Source organism: Pseudomonas chlororaphis (assembly GCA_001023535.1).
Classification (GTDB): Bacteria; Pseudomonadota; Gammaproteobacteria; order Pseudomonadales; family Pseudomonadaceae; genus Aquipseudomonas; species Aquipseudomonas chlororaphis_E.
On record CP011020.1, the window covers coordinates 3,258,532 to 3,274,947 of the forward strand.

The 16,416-nt window shown below is 60.2% G+C and carries 14 protein-coding genes; all 14 read left to right on the plus strand.

Annotation, left to right across the window (positions count from 1 at the left end; translation table 11 throughout):
- Positions 1-43: 43 nt before the first annotated feature.
- The 14 genes from VM99_14450 (at position 44) to VM99_14515 (ending at position 16,384) form a co-directional block, all read left to right on the plus strand.
- Positions 44-490, plus strand: a complete 447-nt coding sequence (locus VM99_14450) for an NUDIX hydrolase (GenBank protein ID AKJ99210.1) — start codon at positions 44-46, stop codon at positions 488-490.
- A 59-nt stretch (positions 491-549) separates the two neighbouring features.
- Entirely contained in the window at positions 550-1,674 is a 1,125-nt protein-coding gene (gene mnmA / locus VM99_14455) for a tRNA 2-thiouridylase (protein ID AKJ99211.1), read from the plus strand.
- A complete protein-coding gene (locus VM99_14460) occupies positions 1,671-2,294 on the plus strand; it encodes a DNA repair protein (protein AKJ99212.1) in 624 nt (207 codons plus the stop codon). The genes mnmA and VM99_14460 overlap by 4 nt, the downstream gene beginning before the upstream one ends.
- A 272-nt stretch (positions 2,295-2,566) precedes the next feature.
- The gene (locus tag VM99_14465) at positions 2,567-3,937 is read left to right on the plus strand and encodes an adenylosuccinate lyase (GenBank protein ID AKJ99213.1); all 1,371 of its coding nucleotides are present in this window, start codon (positions 2,567-2,569) and stop codon (positions 3,935-3,937) included.
- Between the two features lie 84 nt (positions 3,938-4,021).
- Entirely contained in the window at positions 4,022-5,188 is a 1,167-nt protein-coding gene (locus tag VM99_14470; GenBank protein AKJ99214.1) for a cupin, read from the plus strand.
- Entirely contained in the window at positions 5,181-5,606 is a 426-nt protein-coding gene (locus VM99_14475; protein ID AKJ99215.1) for a GNAT family acetyltransferase, read from the plus strand. Before VM99_14470 ends, VM99_14475 begins: the two co-directional genes overlap by 8 nt.
- 1,935 nt (positions 5,607-7,541) lie before the next feature.
- Entirely contained in the window at positions 7,542-8,165 is a 624-nt protein-coding gene (locus tag VM99_14480) for a hypothetical protein (protein ID AKJ99216.1), read from the plus strand.
- Between the two features lie 190 nt (positions 8,166-8,355).
- A complete protein-coding gene (locus VM99_14485; protein AKJ99217.1) occupies positions 8,356-9,117 on the plus strand; it encodes a secretin in 762 nt (253 codons plus the stop codon).
- Positions 9,118-9,621: 504 nt separating this feature from the next.
- A complete protein-coding gene (locus VM99_14490; protein AKJ99218.1) occupies positions 9,622-10,947 on the plus strand; it encodes an isocitrate lyase in 1,326 nt (441 codons plus the stop codon).
- Positions 10,948-11,571: 624 nt separating this feature from the next.
- Positions 11,572-11,985: an NADH-quinone oxidoreductase subunit A gene (locus VM99_14495; GenBank protein AKJ99219.1), complete on the plus strand. Its 414-nt coding sequence runs from the start codon at positions 11,572-11,574 to the stop codon at positions 11,983-11,985.
- 10 nt (positions 11,986-11,995) lie between these two features.
- Positions 11,996-12,670: an NADH dehydrogenase gene (locus VM99_14500; GenBank protein AKJ99220.1), complete on the plus strand. Its 675-nt coding sequence runs from the start codon at positions 11,996-11,998 to the stop codon at positions 12,668-12,670.
- Positions 12,671-12,744: 74 nt separating this feature from the next.
- Complete coding sequence (locus tag VM99_14505; protein AKJ99221.1) at positions 12,745-14,529, plus strand: NADH:ubiquinone oxidoreductase; 1,785 nt, start codon at positions 12,745-12,747, stop codon at positions 14,527-14,529.
- Positions 14,530-14,531: 2 nt separating this feature from the next.
- The gene (locus VM99_14510; protein AKJ99222.1) at positions 14,532-15,029 is read left to right on the plus strand and encodes an NADH dehydrogenase; all 498 of its coding nucleotides are present in this window, start codon (positions 14,532-14,534) and stop codon (positions 15,027-15,029) included.
- Positions 15,026-16,384, plus strand: a complete 1,359-nt coding sequence (locus VM99_14515) for an NADH dehydrogenase (GenBank protein AKJ99223.1) — start codon at positions 15,026-15,028, stop codon at positions 16,382-16,384. Before VM99_14510 ends, VM99_14515 begins: the two co-directional genes overlap by 4 nt.
- The last annotated feature ends 32 nt before the right edge of the window (positions 16,385-16,416 follow it).

Below are 16,416 nucleotides of genomic sequence, written 5' to 3' on the forward strand. Positions count from 1 at the left end.
TCCCACATTAATCGCATTCAGACATTGAGATCGAGGACGCCACATGAATTGGACCCCCCACATCACCGTCGCCACCATCGTCGAGGACAACGGCCGCTTCCTGATGGTGGAGGAATCCAAGGGCGGGCGCGCGGTGCTCAACCAGCCTGCCGGGCACCTGGACCCGGATGAGACGCTGATCGAGGCCGCCGTGCGCGAAACCCTGGAAGAAACCGGCTGGGACGTCGAGCCCACCAGCGTGGTGGGCATCTACCTGTACACCGCCCCCAGCAATGGCGTGACCTACCAGCGGGTCTGCTTCGCCGCCAAGGCGCTCAGGCACCACCCCGAGGCACCGCTGGACGACGGCATTCTCGGCGCCCGATGGCTGACCCGCGACGAACTGCTCGAACAGCGCGAACGCTGGCGCAGCGAGCTGATCATCCGCTGCATCGACGATTATCTGGCCGGTCATCGCCACAGTCTGACGCTGATCCGTCCTTCTCTTTAGCCTTGAGCGCCCGGGCCTGATAGAATCGCGTCCTTTTTCAAGACACTCATTGAACTGCTATGCGCGATCCAGCCCCTTCTGACACACAAAAGAAGCGCGTCATTGTCGGCATGTCCGGCGGCGTGGACTCTTCCGTTTCCGCCCTTCTGCTGATCGAGCAGGGTTATGAGGTGGAAGGCCTGTTCATGAAGAACTGGGAAGAAGACGACGGAACCGAATACTGCACCGCCATGGACGACCTCGCGGACGCCCAGGCCGTGTGCGACAAGATCGGCATCAAGCTGCACACCGCCAACTTTGCCGCCGAGTACTGGGACAACGTGTTCGAGCACTTCCTGGCCGAGTACAAGGCCGGTCGCACGCCGAACCCGGACATCCTCTGCAACCGCGAGATCAAGTTCAAGGCGTTCCTCGACTACGCGATGATGCTCGGCGCCGACCTGATCGCCACCGGTCACTACGTGCGCCGTCGCGACATCGACGGTCGCACCGAGCTGCTCAAGGGCCTGGACCCGAACAAGGACCAGAGCTACTTCCTGCATGCGGTCGGCGGCGAACAGATCGCCAAGACGCTGTTCCCGGTGGGCGAACTGGAAAAGCCCGAAGTACGGGCCATCGCCGAGAAACACGCCCTCGCCACCGCGAAGAAGAAGGACTCCACCGGGATCTGCTTCATCGGCGAGCGCCGCTTCAGCGACTTCCTCAAGCAATACCTGCCGGCCCAGCCAGGCGAGATCAAGACAACCGAAGGCGAAGTCATCGGCCGCCACCATGGCCTGATGTACCACACCATCGGCCAGCGCCAGGGCCTGGGCATCGGCGGCCTGAAAGACGCCGGCGAAGAGCCGTGGTACGTACTGATCAAGGACCTGGAACACAACGAGCTGATCGTCGGCCAGGGCAATGACCATCCGTGGCTGTTTTCCCGCGCCCTGCTCGCCTCCGACATCTATTGGGTCAACCCGATCGACCTCAGCGAGCCACGCCGCCTGACGGCCAAGGTCCGCTACCGGCAGGGCGACCAGCCTTGCACCCTGGAAAAGACCGCCACCGGCTACCGAGCCACGTTCGACGATCCGCAACGGGCGGTCACGCCTGGCCAGTCCGTGGTGTTCTACGATGGCGAAATCTGCCTGGGCGGCGGCGTCATCGAAGTGGCCGAGCCCTGGAGCAGCAAGGCATGACCCCGATCCAGGAACAACTGACGGCGTTGGGCGGCGTGTTTCTCGCCGCCGTGCTGGTGGACCGGATCGCCAAGACCGGCCAGGCCTCCGAAGCGGGCCTGAGCTGCATGCTCGGCAGCCTGCTGGTTCGCGACCCCAAGGACACCCTGGAAGTCTACGGTGGCGACGACCTCAACCTGCGCGAAGGCTACCGCGCACTGGTCGGCGCCCTGGAGCGCGACCCCAGCGCCTTGCAGCGCGAACCGCTGCGCTACGCCCTGTCTATGCTGGGGCTAGAGCGCCAGCTGGCCAAGCGCGACGACATGCTGGAGACCATCGGCAAGCGTCTGCCGCAGATTCAATCCCAGGTCGAACACTTCGGCCCGTCCCACGAGAATGTCGTGGCCGCCTGTGGCGCCCTGTACCAAGATACCCTGAGCACCCTGCGCCAACGCATCCAGGTGCACGGCGACATGCGCAACCTGCAGCAACCGAGCAACGCCTCGAAGATCCGCGCCCTGCTGCTCGCCGGGATCCGCTCGGCGCGGTTGTGGCGGCAACTGGGCGGCCATCGCTGGCAACTGGTGATCAGCCGGCGCAAGTTGCTGAAAGAGCTTTACCCATTGATGCGCAACGAATAAGTCGCTTCAACCGGTTTTTTTTGTGGCGAGGGGATTCATCCCCGTTGGGCTGCGAAGCGGCCCCAAACCAGGTAACTCGGTGCGCCAAGAAGATTGAGTTCGCTGCTTTTAGGGCTGCTGCGCAGCCCAGCGGGGATGAATCCCCTCGCCACAGGTAATAAACAGTTTTATTTCGTTACGCGTAACACGCCGGTCAGTTGGCGACGGATCGGCGATTGTTTTCATGTATGATACGCGCCCCATTTCGTTGCCCGACTGTCCGAGAACACCCCATGCAGCTCTCTTCGCTCACTGCGGTTTCCCCTGTAGACGGCCGCTACGCCGGCAAAACCCAGGCCCTGCGCCCGATTTTCAGCGAGTACGGCCTGATCCGTGCCCGCGTCCTGGTTGAAGTGCGCTGGCTCCAGCGCCTGGCCGCCCACCCCGCCATCGGCGAAGTCCCGGCGTTTTCCGCCGAAGCCAACGCGGTGTTGAACACCCTGGCGGACAACTTTGCGCTGGAGCATGCCGAGCGCGTCAAAGAGATCGAATGCACCACCAACCACGACGTCAAGGCCATCGAGTACCTGCTCAAGGAGCAGGCGGCCAAGCTGCCGGAACTGGCCAACGTGAGCGAGTTCATCCACTTCGCCTGCACCAGCGAGGACATCAACAACCTGTCCCACGCCCTGATGCTGCGCGAAGGCCGTGACGAGGTGATGCTGCCGCTGATGCGTCAGGTCGCCCAGGCGATCCGCGAGCTGGCCATCCGCTTTGCCGACGTCCCGATGCTGTCCCGCACCCACGGTCAACCGGCATCGCCGACCACCCTGGGCAAGGAACTGGCGAACGTGGTGTACCGCCTGGAGCGCCAGATCGCTCAAGTGGCCGCCGTGCCGCTGCTGGGCAAGATCAATGGCGCCGTGGGCAACTACAACGCCCACCTGTCGGCCTACCCGGACATCGACTGGGAAGCCAACGCCCGCGCCTTCATCGAAGACGAACTGGGCCTGAGCTTCAACCCGTACACCACCCAGATCGAGCCGCATGACTACATTGCCGAGCTGTTCGATGCGATCGCGCGCTTCAACACCATCCTGATCGACTTCGACCGTGACATCTGGGGCTACATCTCCCTGGGTTACTTCAAGCAACGCACCATTGCCGGCGAAATCGGTTCCTCGACCATGCCGCACAAGGTCAACCCGATCGACTTCGAAAACTCCGAAGGCAACCTGGGCATCGCCAACGCACTGTTCCAGCACCTGGCGAGCAAGCTGCCAATCTCCCGCTGGCAGCGCGACCTGACCGACTCCACCGTGCTGCGCAACCTGGGCGTGGGCTTTGCCCACAGCGTCATCGCCTACGAAGCCAGCCTCAAGGGCATCGGCAAGCTGGAACTCAATGAGCAGAAGATCGCCGCCGACCTGGACGCCTGCTGGGAAGTCCTGGCCGAGCCGATCCAGACGGTCATGCGCCGCTACAACATCGAAAACCCCTACGAAAAACTGAAAGAACTGACCCGCGGCAAAGGCATCAGCCCTGAAGCGTTGCAGACTTTCATCGATGGCCTGGACATGCCCGCCGACGCCAAGACCGAACTGAAGAAGCTGACCCCGGCCAGCTACATCGGCAACGCCGCGGCACAAGCCAAGCGCATCTGACGCACCGCTGCACCCTTGAGACGCCCGGCCGCGCCGGGCGTTTTTATTCGCGTATGAAAAGTATATTTTTTCAATAGGTTACACATGAATCCTGATATTCCTCTGCAACTCTTGGGCGGCATCACGGCACGGGAGTTCTTGCGCGACTACTGGCAGAAAAAGCCCCTGCTGATCCGCCAGGCCATTGCTGACTTCGAAAGCCCGATCGATGCCGACGAACTGGCCGGCCTGGCCCTGGAAGAAGAAGTCGAATCGCGCCTGGTGCTCGAGCACGGCGAGCGCCCCTGGGAACTGCGTCGCGGCCCGTTCGCCGAAGACGAATTCAGCCAACTGCCGGCGCGAGACTGGACCCTGCTGGTGCAAGCCGTCGACCAGTTCGTCCCGGAAGTCAGCGAACTGCTGGAGCACTTCCGCTTCCTGCCGAGCTGGCGCATCGATGACGTGATGATCAGCTTCGCTGCCCCAGGTGGCAGCGTCGGCCCGCATTTCGACAACTACGACGTATTCCTGCTGCAAGGCCATGGCAAGCGCAACTGGAAGATCGGCCAGATGTGCGACTCCGACAGCCCGCTGCTGCCCCACGCCGACTTGCGCATCCTCGCCGACTTCGAGGCCACCGACGAATGGGTCCTGGAACCCGGCGACATGCTCTACCTGCCGCCGCGCCTGGCCCATTGCGGGGTGGCCGTGGATGACTGCATGACTTACTCCGTGGGCTTTCGCGCACCGAGCGCGGCCGAAGTGCTGACCCACTTCACCGACTTCCTCAGCCAGTTCCTGCCGGACGAAGAACGCTACACCGACGCCGACGCGCGCCCGGTAAGCGATCCACACCAGATCCAGCACGATGCTCTCGACCGCCTCAAGGGCCTGCTGGCCGAACACATGAGCGACGAACGCCTGCTGCTGACCTGGTTCGGCCAGTTCATGACCGAGCCACGCTACCCGGAACTGGTGGTTGGCCCGGAACTGGAAGAAGACGACCTTTTGGCCGGCCTGGAACAAGGCGCGGTGATCATCCGCAATCCGAGCGCGCGCCTGGCCTGGTCGGAAGTCGACGACGACCTGCTGCTGTTCGCCAGCGGCCAGAGCCGCTACCTGCCGGGCAAGCTGCGCGATCTGCTGAAGATGATCTGCGCCGCCGACGCCCTGCACATCGAGAACCTCGGCCCCTGGCTGGCCGATGAAGACGGCCGCGGCCTGATCTGCGAGCTGGTCAAACAAGGCAGCCTGGGGTTCGCCGATGAATAAAATTCACGTTCGTGTCGCAGACTGGCAAAAGGATAACGCCGAGATCCGGCGCATTCGTGAAGCGGTGTTCATTGCCGAGCAATCCGTCCCACCCGAGCTGGAATGGGATGCCGACGACCAGGGCGCCGTGCACTTCCTCGCCTTCGAAGGCGATTTCCCCATCGGCACCGCGCGCCTGCTGACCGACGGCCATGTCGGGCGCGTCTCGGTGCTCAAGGACTGGCGCGGCCTGAAGGTCGGCGACGCCCTGATGCACGCGGTGATCGCGGAGGCCGAGAAGCGCGGCCTCAAGCAACAGAAACTCAGCGCCCAGGTGCACGCCACGCCGTTCTATGAGCGACTGGGCTTCGCCGTGGTCAGCGAGGAGTTCCTGGAAGCCGGGATTCCTCATGTGGATATGGTGCGCGGTAGCGCCTGAGCGCTGCGCCCCACGATTGATCGAGCACCAGCAAGAAAGCCATGGGCTTGCATGCAGGTTGCCCAAATAAATGGATCGGCAAAAAAGCGGCCATCGTGAGATGGCCGCTTTTTTGCATAACACCTAATACCAGAAACCTTCCTTAAGCACCCTCCCGATAAACGGATCACCGTTGGTCAATACTGCCATTTCTGACAGTAGCCGCTTGAATCGTCAGCCCCTAGCATCGAACTGAAACTTGGAAAAGACGATGAAGTTAGGTCTGCTGCCTACGCGTTGCACACATGGGCACCCAGAACAGTATGTGAGTTTAGCTTTTCCAATCCTTCAGTTTATGTTTATGCCGAATGGAGAAGTGAAATGACAGCTATGATTCTAAATCCCCTTTATGATGAGATTGCAGTCGCCCGCAGACCCAAAGTGACAGGCACCAGCAGCCCAAACGCTGCCATCACGCTCTACGAGTCCAATGTCGGTAATAAGATATGGGGTAGCACTTATGCAGATGCCAGTGGCAACTGGACCCTTGTACCCAGCGAAGACCTGCCGCTGGGGAGGTTTGGGCTAGTAGTCTCGGAAAATGGTGAATGGTCGAATAATCGTTATGTCCAAGTACGGGATTGGGACTTTCTCATTAACACCCCCGAAGAGGATGCCCGAGTAATACGACGCCCCACGATATCCGGAATCTCCGAACCCGATTCAAAAATAGATATTTATGAGTCTAATGTCGGAAACAAGATATGGGGTAGCGGCCATGCCGACAAATATGGATCTTGGAGCATTACACTTTCCGAAGATCTACCAGACGTCAGGTTTGGGCTGGTTGCCAATGATGGTAAACAATGGTCAAACAATCGATATATCACTGTAACGGCGGGTGTTCTCTCTCCGACGCCGTCTTTTTCTCTGCTCATCTGGTACCCTCACGAGGATGATCAGGTACCACGACGCCCCACGGTAGCCGGATTCGCCGAACCCAATTCAAAGATAGATATATATGAGGCTAATGTCGGCAACAAGATATGGGGCAGTGGCAATACCGACCCATATGGATATTGGAGCATCGATCTTCCCGAGGATCTGCCAGAGACCAGGTTTGGTCTGATTGCCAGTGATGGCAAACAATGGTCGAACAATCGATATGTCAATGTATCGAACTTGGGCAATCCATCCCCAGGGCAAAACACCGCCCTGAACATCGACAGGCCCGGCGAGGACACTCAGGTATCGCGGCGTCCGATGGTATCCGGAACCGCTGCTCCAAATTCGAAAATTGACATCTACGAGTCATATGTCGGAAACAAGATATGGGGCAGCGGTTATGCTGACCAGTATGGACGATGGTACATTATCCTCTCCGATGATCTGCCGCAGACCAGGTTCGGGCTGGTCGCCAACGATGGTAATGGTTGGTCAAACAATCGATATATTTATGTGGCCCCCTCCCCCCCAGACATTGACAAGATCGCCCACCAAGTGACTGGCTATTTAAACGAGATTGTCCCGTTTGCGAATAAAATACTTGGACTTATACAAAGCGGCGCTTACACCCCTCCCTCCGGGGGCGGAAGTGCAATACCTATTACAGGAGATGTTGTAGGTGTCGCCTTGAATGTATACAACGATATAAAAGAGTATGGCTTCATATGGAATAGAACACCTGACACCACACGCCACGACCGCACGGGGGTCATACTCACAGTCGACGCAAATACGCGGACTCCGCAACGTGCCAGCGTATCCGTAAGCAGGGACTGGCTGGTGTCATTTGTATCTTCAAGTGTTGCTTTCCCGGTGCCGATCCCCCTGCCTGCCGACACATGGGAATACGGCCATAATCTTTACTGCAAAGCAGCTGGCGACACCAATTATCCTATAGCCAGCGGTGACAATAACTTCCCTTTCAATGGGCCGGGAGCCTATGTTGGACAATTGCTCTATAAGTTTGGGGAGAACGGAAAGGCCTTGCCGATTTATAACGAACACTATGCAAGCACACTGAGCGAGCAAGGTGAACTTTTTCTGAGAATGAACATACCTGACGAGCGGCTTACCCGATGCTACGGCGCCATGCAGGTTTACGTCGGCACATTCAGACCCAGTGGAGAACTCGTATTCGTTACAGTAATCCCGGACAGCGGCTGGGTCAGGTGCGGCATCACCAGACATCAGAACTGGGACAAGATCGTTCACTTGGGAAATTCCAGTGAACCGATATTCATGGCGCTCGATGCACCGGCCGTCTCACGAAAAAACAACTGGGGAGCCCCGGCGCTCACCACTACGGTTGCCTCGATTTCAGGAGATTGCGGCCCAGCAGGCGTATCGGAAAAACTTATTTCCATCGTCGGCGACACGTCTTATCCCTACAGCGGGCCAGGCGCCAGATATGGCCAGCTCATCTATAAATGGGGAGAAAACGGGACACCGCTGCCCGCTTGGCATTCGGAGGAGCGAGGTGAACAGAAGATCGGAGACATTTTCTTGAGAATGAACGACAGGGGAGACGGCATGCATGACAACCAGTCAAGCCTAATACGAGTCATTGTCAGCTGAGGCGCGGCAGACTTTCTGAGACAATCTCATCAGATGGGCGGTTCGCCGCCTATCGCTCTACCAGACGCCTGTCCAAGAAAACACCCCGCCATCCTCCAATGCCGGGGCGTTTTGCTGCCTATCATTCAACTTGCACCACGCTGGGCCGACAAACTGGCAATATCAAGCCTTTGTCCCGCGGAGAAATGGAATGTCCCTACGCACCCTCCTGACCACCCTGCTACTGGGGTGCAGCCTGTCTGTGATGGCCGACACGCAAATCGTCCCATTGAATTACCGAACCAGCGCCGACTTGCTGCCGGTGGCGCAGAATTTCATGGGCAAGGACGGCCAGGTCAGCGCCTATGGCAATCAACTGATCGTCAATGGCGAGCCCGGCAAGATCGAAGAACTGCGCCAGTTCCTGGCACAACTGGACACCGCCCCCAAGCGCCTGCTGATCACGGTCGACACCAACGAGAACAATCTGCAGGGTGACCAGGGCTATTCCATCAACGGCGCCGCCCCCAGCCAGACCCGCATCATCAACCGCAGCACCGCGAGCCGCGACGGCGGCGTGCAGCAGGTGCAGGCCAGCGAAGGCCAGCCGGCCCTGATCCAGGTGGGCCAGAGCGTGCCGTTCACCAGCAGCCAGAGCGACAACTACGGTCGCGTGCAAAGCCAGACCGAATACCGCAACGTCACCCAGGGTTTCTACGTCACCGCCAGCGTCACCGGCGAAACCGTTCACCTGAGCATCAGTACCAACCGTGACCGCATGAGCCAGGAACGTCCCGATGTAGTGAACGTGCAAAGTACCGACACAACCGTCAGCGGGCGCCTGGGCGAATGGATCACCCTGGCCGGCGTGAATCGCCAGACCCAGGCCGATAAACAGGGGCTGACCCGCAGCTACTCGACCCAGGGCCGCGATGACATGATTTTGCGGGTCAAGGTCGACACCCTGAACTGAAGCACCAAAAACTGACTGATGAGTCGTATTAGACCAAAGATGTAGTGCTCAAAAAAAAGCACTACAAAACGTTTGACGAGCCAAAAAACCGAAGGCATGATGGCCTCGCTCCCGCTAATCAGGGGCCCTGGCAAGGGCCTTCGGGTCGACGCTTGCAACCACCCTGCGAGCCGATTCGTGTCTGTACCGCCCACAAGGTGTGTTTGACGAGGTTGCGACTGGAACGAAGTTGTCCCGAGGGACGGAAGCGTAACTAGGTAACCCGGCATCACTCTGAGTTCGTATAAAGGCCCACGACGCCCGCATGCGCCCGCAGTTCGCCCCTACCTGCTCACTTTCCCCTCGAGCCCATCGTTCATCCCGTCGCCGCCCCGCCTGAACCGACTTGTCCGCCCGGCCCCCTGGCCAGCGAGCAGCCTCCTTCGCCAATGACTGGCGCCGTAGGCACGCAGGACATTTGACCCAGACCGATTTTTTCTACACGACGCGACGAGGTTTATCTCCATGGCACTGACACGCGAACAGCAAATTGCAGCCCTTGAAAAAGACTGGGCTGAAAACCCGCGCTGGAAAGGCGTGAAGCGCAATTATTCCGCTGCTGACGTCGTCCGCCTGCGTGGCTCGGTTCAACCTGAGCACACCTTTGCAAAGATGGGCGCCGAGAAGCTGTGGAACCTGGTCACCCAGGGCGCCAAGCCATCCTTCCGTCCCGAGAAAGATTTCGTCAACTGCATGGGCGCCCTGACCGGCGGCCAGGCCGTTCAGCAAGTCAAGGCCGGCATCCAGGCGATCTACCTGTCGGGCTGGCAAGTGGCCGCGGACAACAACTCCGCCGAGTCGATGTACCCTGACCAGTCGCTGTACCCGGTGGATTCGGTTCCAACCGTGGTCAAGCGCATCAACAACTCGTTCCGTCGCGCCGACCAGATCCAGTGGAAAGCTGGCAAGAACCCGGGCGATGAAGGCTACATCGACTACTTCGCACCGATCGTGGCTGACGCCGAAGCCGGTTTCGGCGGCGTCCTGAACGCCTACGAACTGATGAAGAGCATGATCGAGGCAGGCGCCGCCGGCGTGCACTTCGAAGACCAGTTGGCCTCGGTGAAGAAATGCGGCCACATGGGTGGCAAGGTACTGGTTCCGACCCAGGAAGCCGTGCAGAAGCTGACCGCTGCCCGCCTGGCCGCCGACGTTGCCGGTGTACCGACCATCATCCTGGCCCGTACCGACGCCAACGCCGCTGACCTGCTGACCTCCGACTGCGACCCGTACGACCAGCCGTTCGTGACCGGCACTCGCACCCAGGAAGGCTTCTATAAGGTCCGCGCCGGCCTCGACCAGGCCATCGCCCGCGGCCTGGCCTACGCGCCGTACGCCGACCTGATCTGGTGCGAAACCGCCAAGCCGGACCTGGACGAAGCCCGTCGTTTCGCCGAAGCGATCAAGAAGGAATACCCGGACCAGATCCTGTCGTACAACTGCTCGCCTTCCTTCAACTGGAAGAAAAACCTGGACGACGCGACCATCGCCAAGTTCCAGCGCGAACTGTCCGCCATGGGCTACAAGCACCAGTTCATCACCCTGGCCGGCATTCACAACATGTGGCACAGCATGTTCAACCTGGCGCACGACTACGCCCGCAACGACATGACCGCCTACGTGAAGCTGCAAGAGCAGGAATTCGCTGACGCTGCCAAAGGCTACACCTTCGTGGCCCACCAGCAGGAAGTGGGCACTGGCTACTTCGACGACATGACCACCGTGATCCAGGGCGGCACCTCGTCGGTGACCGCGCTGACCGGTTCGACCGAAGAAGAACAGTTCCACTGATCCGCCTGAACGGCCCTTGCGGACCGAGTAAAAACTAACCGCAAGGCCTATATCTGACGCCCCGACTGGTTCGGGGCTTTTTTTCGCCTACGCTTCAAGGGGCGAAGCGCCCTTGTGGGAGCGGGCTTGCTCGTGAAGGCGACGCGCCAGGCAATGAATGCACAACTGACACACCGCTTTCGCGAGCAAGCCCGCTCCCACCAGAAACGGAAGAACCTTCAGAAAAATTGATCGAACGCAGTATCGGGCAGTCTGAAAAAGAGTAAAACGGCCGGCGCTGACAATTGCAGTCACTACCCTGTAAGAAAAGTACTCAGCTACTGCGCGGGCTTACTTGATGGAACGCCCGCACAAACAATAACAATTATCATTTAGGCGAACATCTCTTTGTTACAACCAACGCGAAATATTATTGAAGAATCAACGGCCAATGCCCATCCCACCGGGGCCGCGGGGCCTTGGAGGTGCGCTATCTCCTTATTCCAATAAATAATTTCGCTATAGGAATTTTACTTGCCCGGTGTTTAGCCATAAAATCACCGCGATTGATTGCTGCGACATATCGTCACTGCGTTATTTCTTTTCAAGCTCAGAGGCCCTTGCCCTCTGTTAAGGATTTCCAGCATGCCCGAAGCGACAGGACTCATGGCCCACAACTGGGGCTTTGCCATTTTCCTTCTGGGCGTCGTCGGCCTGTGTGCCTTCATGCTCGGCGTGTCGAGCCTGCTCGGGTCAAAAGCCTGGGGCCGCAGCAAAAACGAACCGTTCGAGTCCGGCATGCTACCTACCGGTGGCGCCCGCTTGCGGCTCTCAGCCAAATTCTATCTGGTCGCGATGCTCTTCGTGATCTTCGATATCGAAGCCCTCTTTCTCTTTGCATGGTCTGTGTCCGTCCGCGAAAGCGGCTGGACCGGATTCGTCGAAGCACTCGTTTTCATAGCAATTCTGTTGGCAGGTCTTGTCTACCTTTACCGGGTGGGGGCACTTGATTGGGCTCCGGAAGCTCGGCGCAAGCGGCAAGCGAAGCTGAAACAATGAGGCTTTGGCAATGCAATACAATCTCACCAGGATCGACCCCGATGCTCCTAACGAGCAGTATCCGATTGGCAAGCGGGAAACCGTCGCCGATCCGTTAGAAGATCAAGTCCACAAGAACATCTTCATGGGCAAGCTCGAAGACGTGCTGAACAGCACGGTCAACTGGGGTCGCAAGAACTCCCTGTGGCCGTACAACTTCGGCCTTTCGTGCTGCTACGTGGAAATGACCACCGCCTTCACGGCGCCCCACGACATCGCGCGCTTCGGCGCCGAAGTGATCCGGGCCTCGCCGCGCCAGGCGGACTTCATGGTTATCGCCGGAACCTGCTTCATCAAGATGGCGCCGATCATCCAGCGTCTCTATGAGCAGATGCTCGAACCCAAGTGGGTGATCTCCATGGGTTCGTGCGCCAACTCCGGTGGCATGTACGACATCTATTCCGTCGTTCAAGGGGTGGACAAGTTCCTGCCCGTGGACGTCTACGTGCCTGGCTGCCCGCCTCGCCCTGAAGCTTTCCTGCAAGGCTTGATGCTGTTGCAGGAGTCGATTGGCCAGGAGCGTCGCCCACTGTCCTGGGTCGTTGGTGATCAAGGCGTTTATCGCGCCGAGATGCCGTCGCAAAAGGAACAGCGTCGCGAACAGCGTATCGCAGTCACCAACCTGCGCAGCCCCGACGAAGTCTGATCCAGCTCTGTTCCTCACAGTAGAAACGAGAACCTGGCTTCATTCTTTACGTTGACCGAAAGCGATAAATAACCATGACTACAGGCAGTGCTCTGTACATCCCGCCTTACAAGGCAGACGACCAGGATGTGGTCGTCGAACTGAACAACCGTTTTGGCGCCGACGCGTTCACCGTCCAGTCGACCCGCACCGGCATGCCGGTGCTGTGGGTTGCCCGCGCCCGACTCATCGAAGTCCTGACCTTCCTGCGCAACCTGCCCAAGCCGTACGTCATGCTCTATGACCTGCACGGCGTGGACGAGCGTCTGCGCACCAAGCGCCAGGGCCTGCCCGACGGCGTCGACTTCACCGTGTTCTACCACCTGCTGTCGATCGAGCGTAATAGTGACGTAATGATCAAGGTCGCCTTGTCCGAGAGCGACCTCAGCGTGCCGACCGTGACCGGTATCTGGCCGAACGCCAACTGGTACGAGCGTGAAGTGTGGGACATGTACGGGATCGACTTCCCCGGCCACCCGCACCTGTCGCGCATCATGATGCCGCCGACCTGGGAAGGTCACCCGCTGCGCAAGGACTTCCCGGCCCGGGCCACCGAGTTCGACCCCTTCAGCCTGTCGCTGGCCAAACAACAGCTCGAGGAAGAAGCCGCGCGCTTCAAGCCTGAAGACTGGGGCATGAAGCGTTCGGGCGCCAACGAGGACTACATGTTCCTCAACCTGGGTCCGAACCACCCTTCGGCCCACGGTGCGTTCCGCATCATCCTGCAACTGGACGGCGAAGAAATCGTAGACTGCGTCCCGGACATCGGCTACCACCACCGTGGCGCCGAGAAAATGGCCGAGCGCCAGTCCTGGCACAGCTACATCCCGTACACCGACCGCATCGATTATCTCGGCGGGGTGATGAACAACCTGCCGTACGTGCTCTCGGTCGAGAAGCTGGCCGGGATCAAGGTACCGGAGAAGGTCGACGTCATCCGCATCATGATGGCCGAGTTCTTCCGTATCACCAGCCACCTGCTGTTCCTGGGCACCTACATCCAGGACGTCGGCGCCATGACCCCGGTGTTCTTCACCTTCACCGACCGCCAGAAGGCTTACACGGTGATCGAAGCCATCACCGGTTTCCGCCTGCACCCGGCTTGGTACCGCATCGGTGGCGTCGCCCACGACCTGCCGCGCGGCTGGGAGAAGCTGGTCAAGGACTTCGTCGAATGGATGCCCAAGCGCCTGGACGAATACACCAAGGCTGCCCTGCAGAACAGCATCCTCAAGGGCCGGACCATCGGGGTCGCCGCCTACAACACCAAGGAAGCCCTGGAATGGGGCGTCACCGGTGCCGGCCTGCGTTCCACCGGTTGCGACTTCGACCTGCGCAAGGCACGCCCTTACTCCGGCTACGAGAACTTCGAATTCGAAGTCCCGCTGGCCGCCAACGGTGACGCCTACGACCGCTGCATGGTTCGCGTCGAGGAAATGCGCCAGAGCGTCAAGATCATCGACCAGTGCCTGCGCAACATGCCGGAAGGCCCGTACAAGGCGGACCACCCGCTGACCACGCCGCCGCCCAAGGAGCGCACGCTGCAGCACATCGAGACCTTGATCACGCACTTCCTGCAGGTTTCGTGGGGCCCGGTCATGCCGGCCAACGAGTCCTTCCAGATGATCGAAGCGACCAAGGGCATCAACAGTTATTACCTGACGAGCGACGGCGGCACCATGAGCTACCGTACCCGGATTCGCACCCCAAGCTACCCGCACCTGCAGCAGATCCCTTCGGTGATCAAAGGCAGCATGGTCGCGGACTTGATCGCGTACCTGGGTAGTATCGACTTCGTTATGGCCGACGTGGACCGCTAAGCATGAACAGCACGCTTATCCAGACAGACCGTTTCGCCCTCAGCGAAACCGAGCGCTCGGCCATCGAGCACGAGCTGCATCACTACGAAGACCCGCGCGCGGCGTCGATCGAAGCCTTGAAGATCGTCCAGAAGGAACGTGGCTGGGTGCCTGACGGCGCGCTCTACGCCATCGGCGAGATCCTCGGCATCCCGGCCAGCGATGTCGAGGGCGTCGCCACCTTCTACAGCCAGATCTTCCGCCAGCCGGTGGGCCGCCACATCATTCGCGTCTGCGACAGCATGGTCTGCTACATCGGCGGCCACGAGTCCGTGGTCAGCGAGATCCAGGGCAAGCTGGGCATCGGCCTGGGCCAGACCACCGCCGACGGCCGCTTCACGCTGTTGCCGGTGTGCTGCCTGGGCAACTGCGACAAGGCACCGGCGCTGATGATCGACGACGACACGTTCGGTGACGTCAAGCCTGAAGGCGTCGCCAAACTGCTGGAGGGCTACGTATGACCCTGACTTCCTTCGGGCCCGCCAACCGCATCCAGCGTTCGGCCGAAACCCATCCCCTGACCTGGCGCCTGCGCGACGACGGCGAAGCCGTGTGGCTGGACGAGTACCAGGCCAAGAACGGCTATGCCGCCGCGCGCAAGGCGTTCGCCGACATGGCCGCGGACGACATTGTCCAGACCGTGAAGGACTCCGGCCTCAAGGGCCGCGGTGGTGCGGGCTTCCCCACGGGCGTGAAGTGGGGCCTGATGCCCAAGGACGAATCCATCAATATCCGCTACCTGCTGTGCAACGCGGACGAGATGGAACCCAACACCTGGAAAGACCGCATGCTGATGGAGCAACTGCCCCATCTGCTGATCGAAGGCATGCTGATCAGTGCTCGCGCGCTGAAGACCTACCGCGGCTACATCTTCCTGCGTGGCGAATACACCACCGCCGCCAGGCACCTCAACCGTGCCGTGGAAGAAGCCAAGGCCGCGGGCCTGCTGGGCAAGAACATCCTGGGCAGCGGCTTCGATTTCGAGCTGTTCGTCCACACCGGTGCCGGGCGCTACATCTGCGGTGAAGAAACCGCGCTGATCAACTCCCTGGAAGGCCGCCGCGCCAACCCACGCTCCAAGCCGCCCTTCCCTGCCGCCGTGGGCGTGTGGGGCAAGCCGACCTGCGTGAACAACGTCGAGACGCTGTGCAACGTGCCGGCAATCATTGCCGACGGCGTGGACTGGTACAAATCCCTGGCCCGCGACGGCAGCGAAGACATGGGCACCAAGCTCATGGGCTTCTCCGGCCGAGTCAAGAACCCGGGCCTGTGGGAACTGCCATTCGGCGTCACCGCGCGCGAGCTGTTCGAGGACTACGCCGGCGGCATGCGCGACGGCTACACGCTCAAGTGCTGGCAGCCAGGCGGCGCCGGTACCGGCTTCCTGTTGCCGGAACACCTGGACGCACAAATGTACGCCGGCGGCATCGCCAAGGTGGGCACCCGGATGGGTACCGGCCTGGCCATGGCGGTGGACAACAGCGTCAACATGGTGTCGCTGCTGCGCAACATGGAGCAGTTCTTTGCCCGTGAATCCTGCGGCTTCTGCACCCCTTGCCGTGACGGCCTGCCGTGGAGCGTCAAGCTGCTGATGGCCATCGAGAACGGCCAAGGCCAGCCTGGCGACATCGAGACCCTGCTGGGCCTGGTGGGTTTCCTCGGCCCAGGCAAGACCTTCTGTGCTCACGCACCGGGTGCCGTGGAGCCGTTGGGCAGCGCAATCAAATACTTCCGCCCTGAATTCGAGGCCGGCATCGCGCCAACCCGCGCCGGTGACCTCAATCAGGTGGTCACGCCGACCATGGTCGGCGCGTAACGACGCTTTACCAGGCGAAGGGTCCGTGCCCT

Excerpts from the sequence above, each read along its gene's own strand:
- VM99_14470 (AKJ99214.1), top strand. The coding sequence starts at position 4,022 with ATGAATCCTGATATTCCTCTGCAACTCTTGGGCGGCATCACGGCACGG.
- VM99_14485 (AKJ99217.1), top strand. The coding sequence starts at position 8,356 with ATGTCCCTACGCACCCTCCTGACCACCCTGCTACTGGGGTGCAGCCTG.
- VM99_14505 (AKJ99221.1), top strand. The coding sequence starts at position 12,745 with ATGACTACAGGCAGTGCTCTGTACATCCCGCCTTACAAGGCAGACGAC.
- VM99_14490 (AKJ99218.1), top strand. The coding sequence starts at position 9,622 with ATGGCACTGACACGCGAACAGCAAATTGCAGCCCTTGAAAAAGACTGG.
- mnmA (AKJ99211.1), top strand. The coding sequence starts at position 550 with ATGCGCGATCCAGCCCCTTCTGACACACAAAAGAAGCGCGTCATTGTC.
- VM99_14510 (AKJ99222.1), top strand. The coding sequence starts at position 14,532 with ATGAACAGCACGCTTATCCAGACAGACCGTTTCGCCCTCAGCGAAACC.
- VM99_14460 (AKJ99212.1), top strand. The coding sequence starts at position 1,671 with ATGACCCCGATCCAGGAACAACTGACGGCGTTGGGCGGCGTGTTTCTC.
- VM99_14475 (AKJ99215.1), top strand. The coding sequence starts at position 5,181 with ATGAATAAAATTCACGTTCGTGTCGCAGACTGGCAAAAGGATAACGCC.
- VM99_14465 (AKJ99213.1), top strand. The coding sequence starts at position 2,567 with ATGCAGCTCTCTTCGCTCACTGCGGTTTCCCCTGTAGACGGCCGCTAC.
- VM99_14450 (AKJ99210.1), top strand. The coding sequence starts at position 44 with ATGAATTGGACCCCCCACATCACCGTCGCCACCATCGTCGAGGACAAC.
- VM99_14500 (AKJ99220.1), top strand. The coding sequence starts at position 11,996 with ATGCAATACAATCTCACCAGGATCGACCCCGATGCTCCTAACGAGCAG.
- VM99_14495 (AKJ99219.1), top strand. The coding sequence starts at position 11,572 with ATGCCCGAAGCGACAGGACTCATGGCCCACAACTGGGGCTTTGCCATT.
- VM99_14515 (AKJ99223.1), top strand. The coding sequence starts at position 15,026 with ATGACCCTGACTTCCTTCGGGCCCGCCAACCGCATCCAGCGTTCGGCC.